The sequence below is a fragment of the Alsobacter sp. SYSU BS001988 genome (assembly GCF_054796215.1).
Map to the genome: position 1 here is coordinate 45,646 of NZ_JBTAMK010000011.1, position 15,258 is coordinate 60,903.

The window sequence follows — 15,258 nt, forward strand, 5'->3', positions numbered from 1 at the left end:
GACATTCCTCCCGATGGCCCGTCCGGGCCGTTTTGCGCCAGCTTAGGAAGTCGGTCTCCCGACAACAAGGGATCCGTCGAGGCTCACGCTCTCGACCGCGAGGTCGGCCGACCAGACGACCTCGCTGGGCGCCAGCGCGATGCTGCGGCGCGCCAGCGCCGGGGCCATCAGGGCGCGCGGGTGGGTCGCCGCCATCGCGATCGCTTCGGCCGGCGAGGCGAGCCCCCACCTCGCCACGTTGCGCACCGCGTCGTCGAGGCTGAGGGCGGACCCGGCCAGATAGGTCGAGTTCGGCTGCCGCACGGACCCGTCCGCCGCCCGCTCCACCGTCATGCCCGCGAACGGGTAGAGTCCGGGCGGCGACGCGGCGGCCGACACGGCGTCGGTGACCAGGATCGAACGCGCGATCCCCTTGGCGCGCAGCATGACCTTGAGGGCGGCCGGCGACAGATGGATCCCGTCGGCGATGAAGTCGGCCCAGAGCCGGTCCTCTGCCAGCTGCGCGACGATCGGGTTGTCGAATTTGTGCTGCTGGTGCGCGACGCCGTTGCCCAGATGGGTGGACAGGACCGCCCCGGCGTCCGCAGCCTCGCCGACCTGCGCCGAGGTGGCGGCGCTGTGGCCGACCGCGACGACGACGCCGGCCGCGGCGGCGCGGCGCGCGAAGGCGCCGCCGGCGTCCATCTCGGGAGCGATGGTGACGAGCAGGATCGGCCGCGCCAGCGCGGACTGCAGGGCCTCGAACAAGGCGAAGTCGGGCGGCGTCATCGCCTCGGCGGGGTGGCAGCCCTTGTAGCCGTCGGCGGGGTTGAGGAAGGGCCCTTCCAGGTGGTAGCCCGGCACCATCAGCCTCCCCAGGCGGCTCGCCGCCACGGCGGCGTCCAGCGCCGCGAAGCGGGCGCGAAGCTCGTCCGGGCGGGCCGTGATGAGGGTCGGCAGGCAGGCGGTCACGCCGGTGCGCAGCATCGCCCGCAGGGCGTGGTCGAGCCTCTCGGGCGTGACGGCGTCGTCGTTGAAGTCCACGCCGGCGAAGCCGTTGACCTGCAGGTCGAAGAGGCCTTCCGACCTCATGGCGTGAAGAGCCGCGACCGATCCAGCCCGGCCGCCGAATCCGGGTCCAGATAGAGCGTCGCCGCGGGGTGGCGCTGCACGATCGAGGCGGGCACGTCGGGCGTGATCGGGCCCTCCGCCGCGCCCTTCACGGCGGCGGCCTTGCGGGCGTCCGGGACGGAGAGAATCAGCACGGCGCTCGTCATCATCTGCCGCACGCTCATCGAGATCGCCTGGCGCGGCACGGCGTCGAGGTCTGGAAACCACCCCTCGCCGAGCTGCTGGCGCCGGCACGCCTCGTCGAGCTCGACCACCAGATAGGGCGCCTCGGTGTCGAAGTCGGCCGGCGGGTCGTTGAAGGCCAGATGGCCGTTCTCGCCCACGCCGGCGAAGCAGACGTCGATGGGCGCGGCCGAGACGAGGCGGTTCAGGCGCTCGATCTCGGCGGCGAGGTTCGGCGCGTCGCCATTGACGGGCGTGAAGGACGCCAGCCCCGGCGCCCGGGCGACGAAGCGCTCCTGCAGATACGAGCGGAAGCTGGCCGGATGCGTCGCCGGCAGCCCGATATATTCGTCGAGGTGGAAGGCCGACACCTTGCTCCAGTCGAGCGGCTCGGCCACGAGCGCATCCAGCATCTCGAACTGGCTGGCCCCGGTGGCCACGATGATGCGGGCTTGGCCCTTGGCCTGGATGGCGGTCCGGATGGCGGCCGCGCCAGCCTGTGCGGCGGAGCGGCCGAGCGCGGACTTGTCCGCGGCGATTTCGATCTTCATGCGGCGATGATGCATGCCGGGGCCGGCCGCACAAGCGCGCCTGGCGTATGGCCGGGCGGCGCTTCAGCCGGCGCCGGCGAGGGTGGCGGCGAGGCGGCCGATGGATTTCAGGATGCCGTAGGTCGTGCGCCGCCGGTCGTAGCCGTTCGTGATCGCGTTGTGGCGGGCGGTGTAATAGGAGCCTTGCACCTCCAGGAGCTCCAGCAGGCTGCGCTTGCCGCCCTTGAACTGCTCCCGGTAGAGCTCCCGCGCCTTGGCGCTGGCGGAGACGCCCTCGATCAGCCCGGCGGTCTTGGCCTTGATGGAGCCGCGCTGCAGATAGAACTGGCGCAGGTCCGCCTCCACGTCCTCCCGGTCGGACCGCAGCCGCATCTCGGCCTGGGTCTCGCGCGCGCCCGCCTGCTCGCGCCTGGCGGAGGCGAGGCCGCCGTCCATCAGCTTGTAGCTGATGGTCAGCATGCCGCGGACGTCGAGCTCGGTGCGCGTGTTCTGCCCGCGATAGCTCTTGGAGCTCGCCTCCGTCTCCAGGCTGATGCGCGGCATGTCGGCCTGCCGGAGGCTGAGCGCCTCGGCCTGCGCCGCCGCCATGGCGGCCTCGCCGGCTAGGATGCGCGGGTTGCGCTTCAGCGACTCGCCGACCGCCGCCGCGGCGGTGGCCGGAAGCGCGGCGTCATGCGCGGGCGCGGGCTTCAGCTGGTCCGGCTCGCGATGGGCGAGGCGCCGGAACTTCTCGATGGAGAGCTTCAGCTCGTAGTCCTGGTCGACCCGGATGGCCTCGGCGTCGAGCACGCGCGCGCTGACGCGCTTGAGATCGGCCTGGGTGCCGTTTCCGTTCTGCTCGTTCTGGGCGATCAGGGTCGCGATCGCCTTCAGCGCTGCGAGGTTCTCGTCCGCCAGCGCCAGCAGCTCCCGGTTTTCCTGGACCTTGAGATAGGCCTGGGCGGCCGCCAGCGCCACGTCCTCCCGCGTGGCGATCGTCTTCAGCGCCTGCGAGTCCCGCGCCTTGAAGGCGCGCTCGATCTCGGCGCGGGTGGACCCGAAATCGTAGAGCAGCTGGGTGCCGGAGAGGGAGCCGTCCACCCGGAAGGCGCCCGAGACGTTGTGGGCGGCCCAGTAGTCCGCCGTGGCGCTCGACCGGTAGCTGCCGGCGATGCTCTGGCCGGTTCCGCCGCGAATCTCCAGCTTGGGCATGAAGGCCGCGCGCGCGGCGTCGACGCCGAACTCCGTCTCCTGGCCGAGGGCGGCCGCGAGCCCCACCTGCGGGCTCGTGTCGAGCGCGAGCCGAACGGCGGCCGCCAAGGTGAGGGGCTCGGGCTTCGACGCCGGGGACCGCGCGGCGGGCCTGGCGGCCGGCGGCCCCGGCGCGGGCTTCGGCTCCGGCGATCCTGCCCGCGTCTCCGCCTCCCGGCGCTCGGCCGCGGGCGTCACGTCGGCCAAGGCGTCCGGATGCGCCGCCTCGACCGGCGGCGCAGGGTCGATGGCCGTCGTCGCCGGGCAAGGCCGGTCGTCGTCGACGGCCTGAGGCCCTGCGCTCTCGATCGCGGCGCAGATCGGCCGGAGGCCAACGGCCTGGCACCCTCCCAGCGCCAGCAGCGTCAGGGGCAGGATGGTGCAGGCGACGATCCACCGGGATGGGCCGTGAGCGCGTGGGTACCGAAGGCTCACCGAGCCGCCCTCACTGGAGAACTCCAGACTTCATACCCGTCATCATTGAAAAACTTGGTTAATAATATTTATACGTGCAGCATTTGTTAACCAGTAAAAAGCGCCGACGTCCCTTTCGCGCGCGTGTCGGCGCGGACGGCTCCGGGCAGGTCAGAGCGTGGGGAGAGGCTTCCGGCGCATCCAGAACGCGTTGCCCCAGGGCGTGGGGAGCGCGACATCTTCGGGCATCCTGGCGAGGAAGCGGCCCGAATAGGATTCATGCGAGACGGGCAGCGCGATGGCGTCGCCGTCGGCGCCGCCGATCAGATAGGCGTGCAGCAGATACTGCTCGGAGTAGAACCGCTCCGCATAGCCCGGCGCATAATCCAGCGGCAGGCAGATGTCGTGGACGCCGTAGACGCAGCCGGCCGGCAGCTCGGGCAGGAGCTCGATGAAGAACACGGTGACGTCGGAGTTCGGCAGGGTCCGGTGGCTGCCGTCGAAGAACACGAGCGGCCCGTCCCGCAGGATCGCCAGCGCTTCCGGGGCGGCGTCCTCCAGCGGACTGCGGATGATGTGGTCGCAGATGCCGTCGATGTCCTCGCGCGGATGCGGGTCGACGGAGACGATGCGGGTCTTCAGGCCCAGATGCCGGATGGCGCTGCGCGCGAAGCGCGTCGAATTGCCCGATCCGATCTCGAAATAGACGTCCGGCCGTTCGGCCGCGAGCATCAGGGCGATCGACACCGCGTCGAAGGCGGGCAGATGGTCGTTGCGCCATTGCGGCCCGCCGGTCTCGTTCGACGAGGCGGGCACGGAGCGGATCCAGTCGTGCAGGGCCGGGACGCCGTCGAGAAGCCGCAGGATCTCGGCGTCCGCGTCCTCGATCATGCGCACCACGCGGGCTCCGCCGGCGGAGGCGGCGTAGCCCGGACGGGTCCGCAGCCGCGTCGAAAAGCCGTCCGGCGCGGTGAAGGTCGCGTCGCCGTCGATCCGCCTCAGCTCCACGCCGGTGGGCTCGTCGACCTGCGCTGCGCCAGGGACCGAAAGGGGAGGCTCCGCCGCGAGAAGCGGCGCGGGGGACGGGGGCCTGAACCGACGCAAGAAGCCGAGCACTTCGCCACCCCGCTGGGCGCGACCGTTCTGGTCCGCCCGGCGAGCCTAATCGAGGCGAAAGCCAAGACTCAACCGGAAGTTGTGTCTTGCGTGGGCGAACTCAGCCCAATGGCCCGCGGTTTCAGGGCGTCGAGGACGGGCGCGCTCCGGGGCCAGTCGAATTTGCGGGCGAAGAAGGCGCCGGACATCACGAGGGCGGGGAGGTCGTCGAGATCCAGGGACTTGGGGTGGCCGTGGCGGCTGCCGCGGAAATCGACATAGCGCAGGTTGTCGTTGACGAGGTTGAACCTGCGGCTGTTGACGAGGACCGTCTGGAAGAACGACTCGTCCGGGATGAGGACGCCGCGGAAATACCGGACGACGTCCGGGTTCTGCTCGGCGTAGTCCAGGATGTAGCGCGCGCAGGCGCTTCGGATCGTGTGCCAGTAGCTGCCGACATAGCAGCGGAAGGCGGCGTCGAACGGCCCGGGGCGCGCCAGGGCGCCGATCATGAGCCCGAACGACGTGTTCACCCGGACGCGGTCGGTCAGGCGCTCGAGAACGAGGCGGGGCAGCCGCAGGAGCGCCCGCTCCGCCGTGTTCAAGGAGGTCTTCAAGGTCCGGTACTGGTAGAGATAGCGGTCGCGCCCCCGGTGAGGCGGCCAGACCCACGGCTTCATGCTGGCCGGATCCTGCTCGATCGCATCGAAGTGATGCAGGTAGCCGTCCGCCTCGGTCGTCGCGAGCAGGTCCTGGAACGCCGCAAGGGACGCGATCGGGAAGTCCTGTCCGCTCAGATTGGTGATCCAGTCATAGGCGACGCCCTCGTCGCGCAGCCAGCGCAGGGCCGCCAGATAGCCGTCGAGAATGGTGAAGTCGCCCCGGCCTCCGGCCCCGCGGATCAGATGCGCGCCGGAGGAGGCGAACAGGGCCGGGTCGAGGGGCGGGGAGCGGACGTCATGGCTGATCAGGATCACCGCGTCCGGGCAGCCCTGCCGCAACACCTGGGCGAGCTGCGCGATTTGGGCGGCGTCCTTGTGCGTATGGATCAGGAACACGTGAATCATGATGGGCAGGCAGCCTGGTCCAGGGGGGTGGCGGCCGGGGCCGCATGCGGAATGTTCGGGATGGGGGCGCTACGGCCGTTCCGTTGATCGTGCGGCCCCAAATCCGATGCAAAGGGTTCGTCCAGAGTTGAAGCACGCAGCCGCGGCTCCTGGACGACCCTCCCAGTAGAATATAGACTGTAACGAGCCGAGGTGAAGCCTCCATCGCTCCGAGCAGCATTGTTGAGCTTTCGGCTTATCGAAGTACAACCTTGGCCATATGGGCCTGTTCATCCGCGTGGGTCTCGCCACGCCTCTCTCGGGATTGAATAGATATTGGGCATTTCAGCCAGTCAGCGCTACAGGCAACTTGATTCGCTCCGCGGCGTCGCCGCCCTCGTCGTCGTCCTCGGACATCTCTACCTGACCGTGAACGACGACGGCGCGTCCGGCCTGTTCCGCACGCCGCTGTCCCCCTTCGTGACGGGGCCCGCCGCGGTGGTGCTGTTCTTCGTCCTGAGCGGCTTCGTGCTCTCGCTTCCCTACGCCAGCGGGCGCGGCCGACGCTATCGCGCCTACGCGGTGGGGCGGCTGTGCCGGCTCTATTTGCCCCTCCTGGCGGCGGTCCTCCTGTCGGCCGTCCTGGCGTGGACCTTCAGCGGCGCCGCGCCGCCTGCGGCTCTCACGGAGACGTTTCGGACCTGGAGCCTGCCCCTCTCCGGTCAGGACCTGCTCTCCCACCTGACGCTGAGCGGCTATCCCCTCGACGCCACGCGCCTCGATCCGCCGATGTGGAGCCTGATCATGGAGGTGAGGGCGTCCCTCCTGTTTCCGGCGCTGTTCTACATCGTCTGGCGGTTCGGGCTGGCGAGCGTAGCGGCCGGCCTCGTCGTCTCGCTTCTCTGCATCAGGCTCAAGACATCGCTGGGCGACCCCTCCGCCGTGGACGCCCGGGACCTGACCGGCACGCTGCTGCTGACGGGGCGCTATCTCGTCTTCTTCCTCATGGGAATCGCATGCGCGCTGCGCCTCGACGACCTGAGGGCGATCTACGGGAAGCTCACGCCGGCCATGCACGCCATCGCGTGCGGCGCCGGGATTCTGATCGCGACCATGCTGGCCTTGTCGGGAAGGGCGTCCGGCGGCTCGGCCTACCTCTTCTATGGCTGCAGCGCGGTCTACGTCATCAGCGCGTGCCTCTTCTCGCCCCGCCTTTCGGGGCTGCTGCAGAGGCCCTGGCCGTCATGGCTCGGACGGGTGTCGTTCAGCCTGTATTTGATCCACTGGCCTGTGATCCTGACGGCCTTCTATCTCGCCGCCCCGCGGATAGGGGCGGCGGCGGCGCTGATCCTGTCCTTCCCGATCGTCCTGCTGGCGGCGCACGGGATGGAGAGATGGGTCGAGCGGCCCACCCACAATCTCGGCAAATGGTGCGCGCGGCGCCTCGATCCCGCGCCGGCGGTCGACCTGAAGGCCGGCGAGGTCCGCCCGGGAGAGGGCCGCCGCGGCGCGGCCTAGAGGGGGATTCCCGACGCCGTCATATAGGCGTGGACGCCCGAATAGACGTCGCCCTGATGGCGAACCTTGCCGCCCTCCAGCCAGATCACCTTGGTGCACCAGCGCTGGACCACGTCGAGCAGATGGGTCGACAGCACCAGGATCTCGACGCCGCCGATCAGCGACTCCAGCCGCTTGCGGGCCTTCTCCATGAAGGCGGCGTCGCCGGCCAGGAACCACTCGTCCATCAGCAGGATCTGCGGGTGGATGGCGGTCGCCAGGGCGAAGCCGAGCCGCACGACCATGCCGGACGAATAGGTGCGCACCGGCATCTCCAGGAAGTCGCCGAGCTCGGCGAAGTCGGCGACGTCGTCGGTGAGCGCGTTCACCTGCGCTTCGCCCAGGCCCGAGAACAGCCCGCGCAGCGCGATGTTCTCGCGCCCGGTCAGGTCCATGTTCATGCCGAGATTGGGATCGATCAGCGTCGTGATCAGCCCCTGGGTCGACACCGTTCCGCGCACCGGCTCGTAGATGCCCGCCAGCGCCCGCAGAAGGGTCGTCTTGCCGGCGCCGTTGCCGCCGACGAGGCCCAGGCGGTCGCCGGGCTGCAGCCGGAACGAGATGTCGTCGAGCGCCTTCACGAGCACGCGCTCGTTCTCGTCGCGGGCGACGCGCCCGCCCGTCGCCGTGGACAGGACGGCCTTGCGCAGGCTCCGGCCCCCGCCGTGATAGAGCGGGAACTCGATCGAGAGATGGTCGACATGGATATGCGTCATGCTCAGATCCAGTACGCGATGCGGCCGCGCAGCCGCGCGAAGACCACGGCCGTGATCCCGATCAGCGCCGCGCTGTAGCCCAGGGCGGCGAGCCAGACGGACAGGCTGGCGGCGGCGCCCATCAGCGGGGCGCGCACGATCTCGAGCAGGCAATAGGCGGGATTGAAGACCAGCAGCCACTGGTGGATCCCGAGCGAGTCGGGCGTCCAGATCACCGGCGTGATGAAGAACACGAACTGGATCATGCTGGCGACGATGGGCGGGATGTCCCGGAACCGGGCGCTCAGCGTGCCCAGCAGCAGGCAGCATGCGACGGAGTTGGCGATCCAGAGCAGGATGGCCGGGATCGCCGACCAGGCCGCCAGGCCGGGCCAGACGCCGTAGATGACGAACACCACCACCACCACGAGCGCGCTGTGAAGCAGCAGGATGAGCGCGTTCACCACCGTGCGGGCCGCATAGAGCCCCAGCGGCAGGCGGGTGGAGCGGATGATGGGCTCGTGCCGCACGAAGCAGTGGCAGGCCTCCACCACGAGGCCGCTCAGATAGTTCCAGAGCACCAGCGAGAGGGCGATGAAGGGCACGTAGTCCGCCCGCGGCACGCGAAACAGCGACGAGTAGAGCGTGCCGATGCCCGCCACCATCAGCCCGGTCGACAGCGTGGCCCAGAGCGGACCCAGCAGCGAGCCGCGATAGCGCGCCTTGACGTCCAGCCAGGCGAGGGTGGTCCACAGGCGCCAGAGCGCGCCCGTCCAGAGCAGGTCCCCGACGGCCGCGCGCAGGCGGCCCGCGAAGCTCTGGTTCGCCCCGAGCACGATCACGGGCGGAGCGGCCACGGGCGGAACGGCGGTCGGTTCAGCGGTCACGGTCATCGAGGGCCAGGGTCACGGGGCGGCGTAAGGTTTGCGGCTGAGGGCTGTCTATGGGAAGTAGGCGGCCAAGACAAATCGGGCGAGGTCCCATGACGGTCGTGCTGACATATTGGGGCCAGCGGGGCGGCTCCTATTTCACGGGCTGCCTGGCGGCCCGCATGGCGCAGATCCTGGGGCCCGAACGCCTGATCGTCTCCGGCCGCGCCGCCAATCCCGACCTCGGGATGCTCGCGCCGCCGGGCGTGCGCACCGTCCACATGCGCATTCCGCTGTTCTCCTCGCGCGATCCCCGGGCCTGGGCGACGGGCCTCAAGGACGTGGCGAGCTTCCCGTCCTTCCTGGCGGCCGAGAAGCCGAGCCACGTCGTGGTGGCGATGAACCATCTGCTCGCCTGGCCCCTGGCGAGCCGCCGCCCCGCGGGGACGAAGCTCGTCTATGTGGTGCACGACGTGCTGCCGCATCCGGGCGACTACGGCGCCGCCTTCCAGCGGTTCACGCAGCGCAAGCTGCTGGCCGAGGCCGACATGGTGGTGGCGCTTTCGGAGGCCTCGGCGGCCGAGTTGCGCCGCCTGCCGGCCGGGGAGGGCGGACTGCGCGACGGGCAGCCGCTCGTCGTCGCCCCGATCGCGGGCGTCTCGCCGGTCGAGACCGCCACGCCCAAGCGGGCGTCCCCCGGCGAGCCGGTGCGCTTCCTGCTGCTGGGAAGGATGATCCATTACAAGGGCCTGCAGCTCCTGGCGGACTCCGTGCGTCAACTGCCGGCGGACGGATCCTGGACGCTCACCGTGGCCGGCCAGGCCAAGGCGGACCAGCAGGCGGCGATCGAGGCGCTAGCGCGGGACGCGCCCGCCGTGCGGCTGCAGTCCGGCTGGCTCGACCGGTCGGCCTTCGTGGATCTCATCGCCGACCACCACGTCCTGCTCTGCCCCTATACGGAGGCCAGCCAGTCGGGCGTGATCCCGGAGGCGATGAGCCGCGCCACCCCCTCCATCGTGACGCCGGTCGGGGCCCTGCCGGAGCAGATCGGCGGATCGCCGCCCGCCGCCGGGCTGATCGCCGCGGACGTCACGGCCGAGGCCTTCGCGGCCGCGATGCTGTCGATCATCCGCGATCCCGGGCGCGTCGAGGAGCTCTCGCGCGGCGCGGTCGACCGGCTCGCCATGACGCGCGCCGCGGATCCCTGGCCGGAGATCCTGCGGGGCGCGTGAGCGGCGCGTCAGGACGGTCCGCTCCGGACCGGTCAGCCCTGGGGACGACGGCCTAGCGGAACCTGCAGGATGCGGAACCGGTCCGCCTTCAGGGCCGGCAGCTCGCTGTCGCGCATCGGCGGGCCGATCAGCACGGTGGCGGCGGCCACCTTTCCGTCGATCAGCGCCTTGATGGCCTCGTCGCCGGCGAGCTCGACGGCGCGCGGATTGACGCCCGCGCTCGCGAAGGCGTCCTGCACCATGGCGCCCTGCGAGCCGGGGGCGGGCTTGCCCATGGCGACGGGCTTGCCGGCCAACTGGCGGACGGAGCGGATGTCCGCCCTGACGGCGAGGAAGACGACGAGGTCGTCCGGCTCCGCCGCGGCCATCTGGCGCGGCTCGGGGGGCGTCGCCTTGGTCGGAGCAGCGGCCGGCGCCTGCGCCACGGGAGCGGGCGCCGGAGCCGCCGCGGCCGGCGCCTCCACCGGAGCAGGGGTGGGAGCCGGGGCCTGCGCCACGGGGGCGGGAGGAGCGGGCTCGGCCGGGATCTCGACGGCCGGCTCCGCGCGCGCTGCGGGCGGCGGCGGGCTGGACGGGGCGGCCGGGGGCTCCGCGACGGGAGCGGCCGGCGCGGGCAGGGCGGCGGTCCTCGTCTCGGCGGCGGGGGGCTCGATGGGCCGGGTCTCGACGGGCTTGGTCTCGACGACCTTGGCCTCGGGCTCCGCCGGTGCGCTTGACGCGGCGGCGACGGGCGCGGGCGACGCCGGCTCTTCAGGCGTCTGCGGGACGGCGCTCGCATAGCGCCGGCTCGGCGCCATCATCGAGACGGGCCCTGAGTCGGGCGCGCTCGAAGGGGCGGACGCCTGCGCGGCCGGGGCGACGGCCGGCTCCGCGGGGACCGGGGCCGCGAGCGAGGCCGAGGCCGCCGGATCGGCGGAGGGCTGGTCGTCCCAGGCGAATTTCGGGCGGGGCGGCGGCAGCGGCACGCTGCGCGGGGCGGGCGCCGCGGCGGCCTGGGCCGGGGCGGCCTCCGCGGTGGGCCTTGCGTCCGCGGCCGCGCCGGGCCGGCCGACCGGGATGGCCGCCGGGTTCTGCCCCGCCACGGGGACCCCGCGCAGGGTGCCCTGGATGGGCCGGGCCGGAGCGGCGCGCGGGGCGGCGGGCTTGCGCGGCTCCGCAAGGCGCGGGACGGCTTTGCGGGGCGCCGGGCGGGCGCGGGCGCCCGAGTTGGCGCGGGCGCCCGAGTTCAGGGCGCAGCCGTCGTCGCAATCATAGGTGAGGTCCCCGGCCGCGCCGGAGTCGATCACGTAGTCCTCCGCCCGGGCCGCGCCGGCGGCCAGGAAGGTCGCCAGAACCAGGGCGGAGCCCGCGCGCCAGCGCGTCGCCAGGGCTGCGGACGCCAGCGCTCGGGGCCTTCGGTGGGAAACATGCATCGTGGGTTGGACCTGCCTCGTCGTGAAAGGTTGGAGTTCAAGCGTCAGGGAGCGCGAACCGGGTCACGCCGCCGTCGGCGTAGCGCCCCGCGGAGCACGGGACGGTCTCACGCGAAATGATCCCTTTTGAGGCGGGCGCCGCCGAGGCGCCGATCCAGCAGGAGCGCCAGCAGGGAGCCCAGGGCGGCGGAGAGGAACAGCGCCGTCGCCAGCACGATGAGCGTCTTCGGATAGCTCTTGTTCAGCGGCGGGAAGCCCGCGCTGACGATCTGGGCGTCGGGCACGGTGAAATACTGCTGCTGGAGGGTCTCGGCGTAGCGCTCCAGGAACTTGTCGTGGATCACCCGGTAGGTCTGCGCCGTGCTCTCCAGGTTTTTCAGCGCGACGCGGGCCGACGCGGAGTTCTCGCCCTGCAGCGAGCCTGAGAATTTCAGCTCCTCCACGGCGCGCTCGGCGTTCTGGGCCTGCTTCTTCAGCTCCTCGGTGCGCTCCTGGAGCGCCTTGCTGGTGCGCGACGCGAGCTCCTCGCGGAACTGCAGCTGGCCGTCCATGTAGGCGTGCGCATAGGCGTTGACGACGCGCGCCGCCTCGACCGGGTCGGGCATGGTCGCGGTCAGCTCCACCACATAGGTGAGGCCCAGCCGCTTGGCCGTGACCTGCTTCTGCAGCGCCCTCGTGGTGGCCTCCATGCGGGCGAGCTCGGTCTTGGCCGGCGTCTCGCGGTCCCAGAATTTGAGCGTGGAGATGACCTGCGAGAGCACGCCCGGGCGGAAGGCCGGATGGTCGACGAGGTTCTCCGCCTCGATCACCTTGCGGACGATCCGGTCGGATCTGAGGATCTCGACCTGGCTCTCGATATTCGCCGAATCGGTGTTCGAGTCGGTCGGGGCGCGGGTCGCCCGCACCGAGAAGTCGTTCTTCGGATCGATCAGCACCAGGGCCCGCGCCGAATATTGCGGGGGCGTGACCGCCAGAAAGGCGAGCGCCACGACAAGCCCGACGCCGGCCGCCGCGAGCACCACGCGCCATTGCCGGACGACGGAAGCCCAGGCCGCCGCGAGGGTCTCGCCGCCGCGCTCTTCGGCGGCGGCGAGGTGCAGGCGTTCATAGGCCGCCATGGTCTCGTGAGTGCGTTGGTACTGGTTCATTCAGCGACTCTCCTCGCGCGCCGGCGCCTCGGGTCCAGCCGGCGAGGCTCCCGAGGCTGTCCAACACGCGTCCGCGTCAATCGATCCCCCGGCGCGGGCCGAAAGCGCCGCTCGCCGCATCCGCGCCAGACCGGGCGCGTTCGGTCCGCAGGCGGAGTTTCTGGACGCAAGCCTCTGAAACACGGCGCCTTTTGGGGGATTCCACATAGCTGTCGGCGGCCTATCTCGCAGTTGCAGCATTTTTTCGGGATCCATTCCGCCGAGGTGACGTTGTGAGCCCGAGACGCATGGCTAATGGGCGGTTAACGCACCGCCGGAGCCGCCCTACAAGGCCTTCCGTGCGGCACGTCATAATAGAAATTTCCAGATGCGTCCAGATACTAAAGTAAAAAAGTGAAGCAACATTGCAACCACGCGAAGTAAGCCCGAATACCATCGGTATTGGGGTCGCCATATTTTGCCCACATTCCTCGAACTATAACAAATTGTATTGAGAATACTGTATGAAGTGTTGACTTAGCATCTCAGCTACATCACAAGCGATCGGGCTGGACAGACTGGAACTGCCGGGAGACGATGCATGAAAGAGACTTCGTGGGACACGCTGATCGCGAAGGCTCCCTTCGGCCTGGACCGCCGCGCGAGGCGGTCCGAGGCGCAGCCGAGCGTTCACGCGGCGTCCTCCCGGCCGGTCCCGTTCGGCAGGGCGGGCGCGCCGCGGGGCGACTATCGCGGCGAGCGGCGGGGCGACCTCATCGGTTCGACCGAGCCGGTCAGTCCCTATCTGTATTCGCGCCGCAAGCGCGTGTTCGACATCGTGGTGGCGTCGCTGGCCCTGATGGCCCTCGCACCGATCCTGGTGATGGTCGCCGGCCTGGTCCGCGCGACCTCGCGCGGTCCGGTGCTGTTCCGCCAGCCGCGCGGCGGCCAGGGAGGCGAACCGTTTCGGGTGTGCAAGTTCCGCTCGATGTCGACCGACGCCTCCGCGCAGGGCGACGTCGTCCAGGCGACGCGCGGCGATCCGCGCATCACCCCGGTGGGCCAGTTCATCCGCCGCACCAGCATCGACGAGCTGCCCCAGCTCCTGAACGTCATCAAGGGCGAGATGTCGCTGGTGGGGCCTCGCCCGCACGCCGTCGCGCATGACCGGTTCTTCGGCGAGCGCGTCCCCGGATATCACCGGCGCTTCGTGGCCCGCCCCGGCGTGTCGGGCCTGGCGCAGGTCCGCGGCGCCCGGGGCGAAACGCCGCGCATCGAGGACATGCAGAGGCGGGTCGAGCTCGATCTCGAATACATCCGCCACGCGTCGCTGAGCATGGACGTCAAGATCCTCATCGCGACCGGCCGCGAGATCTTCTTCAGCTCGTCGGCCTACTGAAGTCGTGTGTTGGGCGTCAGCGCGTCCCTGAACGGTCGGAGAGACCGACAATCCATTCGGAGGTGACGAGTTGAACCATCCCCTCACTCATCGAACCGCGGCCCGCATGGGCCGCGTCGCCGTGCTGGCGGGCGGCCTCGCATTGTGGGGCGTCGCGCCGGCCTTCGCCGAATACGCCGTGCAGAGCGGCGACGTGATCGAGATCTCGGTCGCCGGACTGCCGGACCTCAAGCAGCGCAGCGTCGTCGGCCTCGCCGGCGAGATCAGCGTGCCGATGATCGCGCCGGTCCGGGTGGCCGGGCTGAGCCTCCCGGAGGTGCAGAAGAAGATCAAGGCGGAGCTGTCGCAAAAGCTCTACCAGCAGCACGCCAGCGACGGGCGCGAGGCGGTGACCGCGATCTCGCCGGAGGCCGTGATGGTCTCCATCATCGAGTACCGTCCGGTCTATCTCAGCGGCGACGTCACCAAGCCGGGCGCCCAGACCTATCGGCCCGGCATGACGGTCCGACAGGCGGTGGCGCTGGCCGGCGGCTACGAGATCATGCGGTTCCGGATGAACAACCCGTTCCTGGAATCGGCCGACCTGCGCACCGAGTACCAGACGCTCTGGATGCAGTTCGTGAAGCAGCAGGCCACGATCTGGCGGCTGCAGGCCGAGATGGATCCCAGTCGCAAGGGCGGGCCTTCGCTCGAGCAGATGACCCAGGCGCCGCTGCCCGAGGCCGAGCTGGCCCGCGTCCGCGACATCGCCAAGCAGGAGCTCGCGCTTCGCCAGGGCCAGAACGACGCCGAGCGGGGCCACCTGCAGAAGGCCGTCACCCTGGCGTCGTCGCAGATCGACCTCCTGAAGTCCCGCCAGGGCAAGGACAACGAGAACGTGCAGGTCGACTCCGCCGACTACGAGAAGCTCAAGGAGTTCTCGTCGCGCGGCAACGTTCCGATGACGCGCCTGTCGGAGGCGCGGCGCCTCTATCTGTTCTCGGCCACCCAGTCGCTGCAGACGGAGGTGCAGCTCACCACCACGATGCGCGAGAAGGAAGAGGCCGAACGCAAGGTCGGGCGCTTCTGGGAGGATCGCCGCAAGGAGATCCTGAGCCAGCTCGCCGAGTCCAATGTCGAGCTGAACCGGATCCGCTCCCGGCTGCAGGCGGTCGGCGAAAAGATCACCTATACGGGCATGATCCGCTCGCAGCTCACCCGCGGCGGGGCCTCCAACCCGGTGATCAAGGTTTACCGCGCGGCCTCCGGCGGCGGGGGCGAATCGATCGTGGACGAGGACGCGGAGATCTTCCCGGGCGACACCGTCGAGGTGGCGCTGCACACCGAAACGCCTTTGGCGAAGCTCCAGGATTGAGCGCC

The 15,258-nt window shown here is 70.4% G+C and carries 13 protein-coding genes; 4 read left to right on the forward strand and 9 right to left on the reverse strand.

Translation table 11 applies throughout. The annotated features are described in order from the left end of the window. Nucleotides 1-42: 42 nt before the first annotated feature. From ACYVO7_RS18310 to ACYVO7_RS18330, 5 genes are all read right to left on the reverse strand, one after another. On the reverse strand, nucleotides 43-1,071 hold the full coding sequence (locus ACYVO7_RS18310) for an N-acetylglucosamine-6-phosphate deacetylase (protein ID WP_460451252.1): 1,029 nt from the start codon (nucleotides 1,069-1,071) through the stop codon (nucleotides 43-45). Next, on the reverse strand, nucleotides 1,068-1,823 hold the full coding sequence (locus tag ACYVO7_RS18315; RefSeq protein ID WP_460451253.1) for a glucosamine-6-phosphate deaminase: 756 nt from the start codon (nucleotides 1,821-1,823) through the stop codon (nucleotides 1,068-1,070). Before ACYVO7_RS18315 ends, ACYVO7_RS18310 begins: the two co-directional genes overlap by 4 nt. Before the next feature lie 63 nt (nucleotides 1,824-1,886). Further along, nucleotides 1,887-3,488, reverse strand: a complete 1,602-nt coding sequence (locus ACYVO7_RS18320) for a TolC family protein (protein WP_460451254.1) — start codon at nucleotides 3,486-3,488, stop codon at nucleotides 1,887-1,889. A 150-nt stretch (nucleotides 3,489-3,638) separates the two neighbouring features. After that, nucleotides 3,639-4,475 (reverse strand): class I SAM-dependent methyltransferase, encoded by an 837-nt coding sequence (locus ACYVO7_RS18325; RefSeq protein ID WP_460451255.1) that lies wholly within the window; start codon nucleotides 4,473-4,475, stop codon nucleotides 3,639-3,641. Nucleotides 4,476-4,651: 176 nt separating this feature from the next. Then, complete coding sequence (locus tag ACYVO7_RS18330) at nucleotides 4,652-5,629, reverse strand: beta-1,6-N-acetylglucosaminyltransferase (RefSeq protein WP_460451256.1); 978 nt, start codon at nucleotides 5,627-5,629, stop codon at nucleotides 4,652-4,654. 315 nt (nucleotides 5,630-5,944) lie between these two features. Here ACYVO7_RS18330 and ACYVO7_RS18335 point away from each other — a divergent pair, with 315 nt between their 5' ends. After that, nucleotides 5,945-7,126: an acyltransferase family protein gene (locus tag ACYVO7_RS18335; RefSeq protein ID WP_460451257.1), complete on the forward strand. Its 1,182-nt coding sequence runs from the start codon at nucleotides 5,945-5,947 to the stop codon at nucleotides 7,124-7,126. Here the strand turns inward: ACYVO7_RS18335 and ACYVO7_RS18340 are convergent. After that, nucleotides 7,123-7,881, reverse strand: a complete 759-nt coding sequence (locus ACYVO7_RS18340; RefSeq protein WP_460451258.1) for an ABC transporter ATP-binding protein — start codon at nucleotides 7,879-7,881, stop codon at nucleotides 7,123-7,125. The genes ACYVO7_RS18335 and ACYVO7_RS18340 overlap by 4 nt on opposite strands. 2 nt (nucleotides 7,882-7,883) lie before the next feature. Continuing rightward, a complete protein-coding gene (locus ACYVO7_RS18345; RefSeq protein ID WP_460451259.1) occupies nucleotides 7,884-8,753 on the reverse strand; it encodes an ABC transporter permease in 870 nt (289 codons plus the stop codon). 89 nt (nucleotides 8,754-8,842) lie between these two features. Here ACYVO7_RS18345 and ACYVO7_RS18350 point away from each other — a divergent pair, with 89 nt between their 5' ends. Next, nucleotides 8,843-9,961, forward strand: a complete 1,119-nt coding sequence (locus ACYVO7_RS18350; protein ID WP_460451260.1) for a glycosyltransferase family 4 protein — start codon at nucleotides 8,843-8,845, stop codon at nucleotides 9,959-9,961. Between the two features lie 32 nt (nucleotides 9,962-9,993). On the opposite strand, the gene ACYVO7_RS18355 is transcribed toward ACYVO7_RS18350, so the two are convergent. After that, nucleotides 9,994-11,373, reverse strand: a complete 1,380-nt coding sequence (locus ACYVO7_RS18355) for a hypothetical protein (protein ID WP_460451261.1) — start codon at nucleotides 11,371-11,373, stop codon at nucleotides 9,994-9,996. A 107-nt stretch (nucleotides 11,374-11,480) separates the two neighbouring features. Next, entirely contained in the window at nucleotides 11,481-12,521 is a 1,041-nt protein-coding gene (locus ACYVO7_RS18360) for a GumC family protein (RefSeq protein ID WP_460451262.1), read from the reverse strand. 580 nt (nucleotides 12,522-13,101) lie between these two features. Here ACYVO7_RS18360 and ACYVO7_RS18365 point away from each other — a divergent pair. Together ACYVO7_RS18365 and ACYVO7_RS18370 are read left to right on the forward strand one after the other, a co-directional pair. Further along, a complete protein-coding gene (locus ACYVO7_RS18365; RefSeq protein WP_460451263.1) occupies nucleotides 13,102-13,899 on the forward strand; it encodes a sugar transferase in 798 nt (265 codons plus the stop codon). Nucleotides 13,900-13,969: 70 nt separating this feature from the next. Beyond that, on the forward strand, nucleotides 13,970-15,253 hold the full coding sequence (locus ACYVO7_RS18370; protein WP_460451264.1) for a polysaccharide biosynthesis/export family protein: 1,284 nt from the start codon (nucleotides 13,970-13,972) through the stop codon (nucleotides 15,251-15,253). Nucleotides 15,254-15,258: the final 5 nt, after the last annotated feature.